The sequence below is a fragment of the Saccharothrix hoggarensis genome (assembly GCF_042678885.1).
Classification (GTDB): domain Bacteria; phylum Actinomycetota; class Actinomycetes; order Mycobacteriales; family Pseudonocardiaceae; genus Actinosynnema; species Actinosynnema hoggarensis.
The window spans coordinates 1-2,038 of the sequence record NZ_JBHTLK010000450.1 but is presented as its reverse complement, the minus strand read 5'-3'; the positions used below and the strand labels follow the sequence as shown (position 1 = coordinate 2,038).

Annotated in this window: 2 protein-coding genes; both read left to right on the top strand. The window is 75.8% G+C overall.

Going from position 1 to position 2,038, the window contains the following annotated elements; genetic code table 11:
- Window positions 1–764: SCO3242 family prenyltransferase (locus tag ACFQ3T_RS36275; RefSeq protein ID WP_380730641.1), on the top strand; the 764-nt coding region annotated here is incomplete at its 5' end.
- Window positions 761–2,038: TIM barrel protein (locus ACFQ3T_RS36270; RefSeq protein ID WP_380730639.1), on the top strand; the 1,278-nt coding region annotated here is incomplete at its 3' end. The genes ACFQ3T_RS36275 and ACFQ3T_RS36270, both read left to right, overlap by 4 nt.

Below are 2,038 nucleotides of genomic sequence, written 5' to 3'. Positions count from 1 at the left end.
TGCGGGGCAGGCGTTTGCTGCTGCCGTTGTCGTCGGTGGCGCTGTACTGGTCCGGCATGGCGCTCAACGACTGGGCCGACCGCGCGTTGGACGCCGTCGAGCGCCCGGAGCGCCCGATCCCGTCCGGCCGGGTGAGCCCCCGCGCCGCGCTGGGAACCGCCGTCGCCCTCAGCGCGGCCGGGCTCGGGCTCGCCGCGTGGGCGGGCGGCCGGGACGCCTTGGCCGTCGCGGTGCCGCTCACGGCGGCGGTGTGGTCCTACGACACGGTCCTCAAGGACACCAAGGCCGGGCCTCTGGCGATGGCCGCGTGCCGCGCACTCGACGTGCTCCTGGGCTCGGGACGCGGACGCGCCGCGGCCGCACTGCCCGGGGCAGCCGTCATGGCCGCTCACACGCTGGGCGTGACGGTGCTCGCGCACGGCGAGGTCCGCGGTGCGTCACCCGCCGTCGCGCGCGCGGTCCTCGGCGCCACCGCGGTGACCGCGGCGACGCCGGTCGCCCTCCCGACGCGGACCCGGCGGCACCGGACCGGCGCCCTCGCCGGGGCGGTCGCCTACGCCACGACGGTCGGGCGAGCCCAACTCCGAGTGGTGCGAGACCCCGGCGCGGGCACGGTCCGGTCCGCCACGAAAGCGGGCGTCCACGGCATGGTGCCGTTGCAGTGCGCCCTGGTGGCAGGAGCCGGGTCAACGGCCGTCGCGGCCGGCCTCGCACTCGTCCTCCCCCTCGTCCGCGCGCTGAGCAGGAAGGTGACGCCCGCATGACCTTCGAGCTGGGGTACGGCACGAACGGCTTCGCCAACCACCGGCTGGACGACGCGCTCGCGGTGATCGCCGACCTCGGCTACACCGCCGTGGCGCTGACCCTCGACCACCACCACCTCGACCCGTTCGCCCCCGGCCTCGCCCGGCGCACCGACCGCGTGGCGGCACGGTTGTCGGCCCTGGGACTGCGGGTGGTGGTCGAGACCGGTGCGCGGTACCTGCTCGACCCGCACCGCAAGCACCACCCCACCCTGGTCGACCGCGAGTGGGAGGTCAGGGCGGACTTCCTGGTGCGGGCCGCGGAGATCGCCGCCGCGCTCGGCGCCGACTGCGTGTCGTTCTGGTCCGGTGTCGTGCCCGCGGACACCGACCCCGACCAGGCGTGGGCGAGGCTCCGATCGGGGGTGGCCGAAGTGCTCGACGGCGCGGCCCGGTTCGGGGTCCGCCTCGGCCTGGAGCCGGAGCCCGGGCACCTCGTCGAACGCCTCGACGACGCGCTGCGGCTGCGCACCGACCTCGGCTCGCCGGAGCCCTTGGGCGTCACGCTCGACGTCGGCCACTGCGTCGCCGTGGAGCGCGACACGGCCGCGGCGTGCATCCACCGCGCCGGGGACCTGCTGGTCAACGTGCAGCTGGACGACATGGTGCCCGGCCTGCACGAGCACCTGGAGTTCGGTGAGGGCGCGTTGGACCTGCCGGCCACCCTCGTCGCGCTGGAGGAGATCGGGTATCGGGGGATCGCCGCGGTGGAGCTACCCCGGCACAGTCACGCCGCGCCGGAGGTGGCCCGCGAGGCCATGAGCGCGCTGCGCGCGGCAATGCCACAACCGGTGGCGGGCCACCCGTGGCTCGTCGAGGCGGAGCGGACCGTGCGTTCCGAACCGGGCGCGATCCGGGCGTTCTTCCCCGTGGCGGGGCGAATGGTGGGCCGCACGCCGCTGCGCGCCGCGACCGATCCGCTGGGCGTGGTCCACGGGACCGCCGACGACCTGGCCCGCGCCAGGCTGGTGGCCGCCTACGCGTCGGCGACCGGGCCGGAGGAGTTGGCCACTGTGCTGGTCGAGCTGTACCGCTTCGGTGACGACGCGGAACGACGTGGCGTGCTGCGCGCGCTCGCCTCGGTCGGGGACGAGGTGCCGGCGGCCGGGGTCGAGCTGGTGAAGGACGCGTTGCGCACCAACGACACCAGGCTCGTGGCGGCGGCGCTCGGGCCGTTCGCCGCCGAACACCTCGACGCCCACGCCTGGCGGCACGGCGTGCTCAAGTGCCTGTTC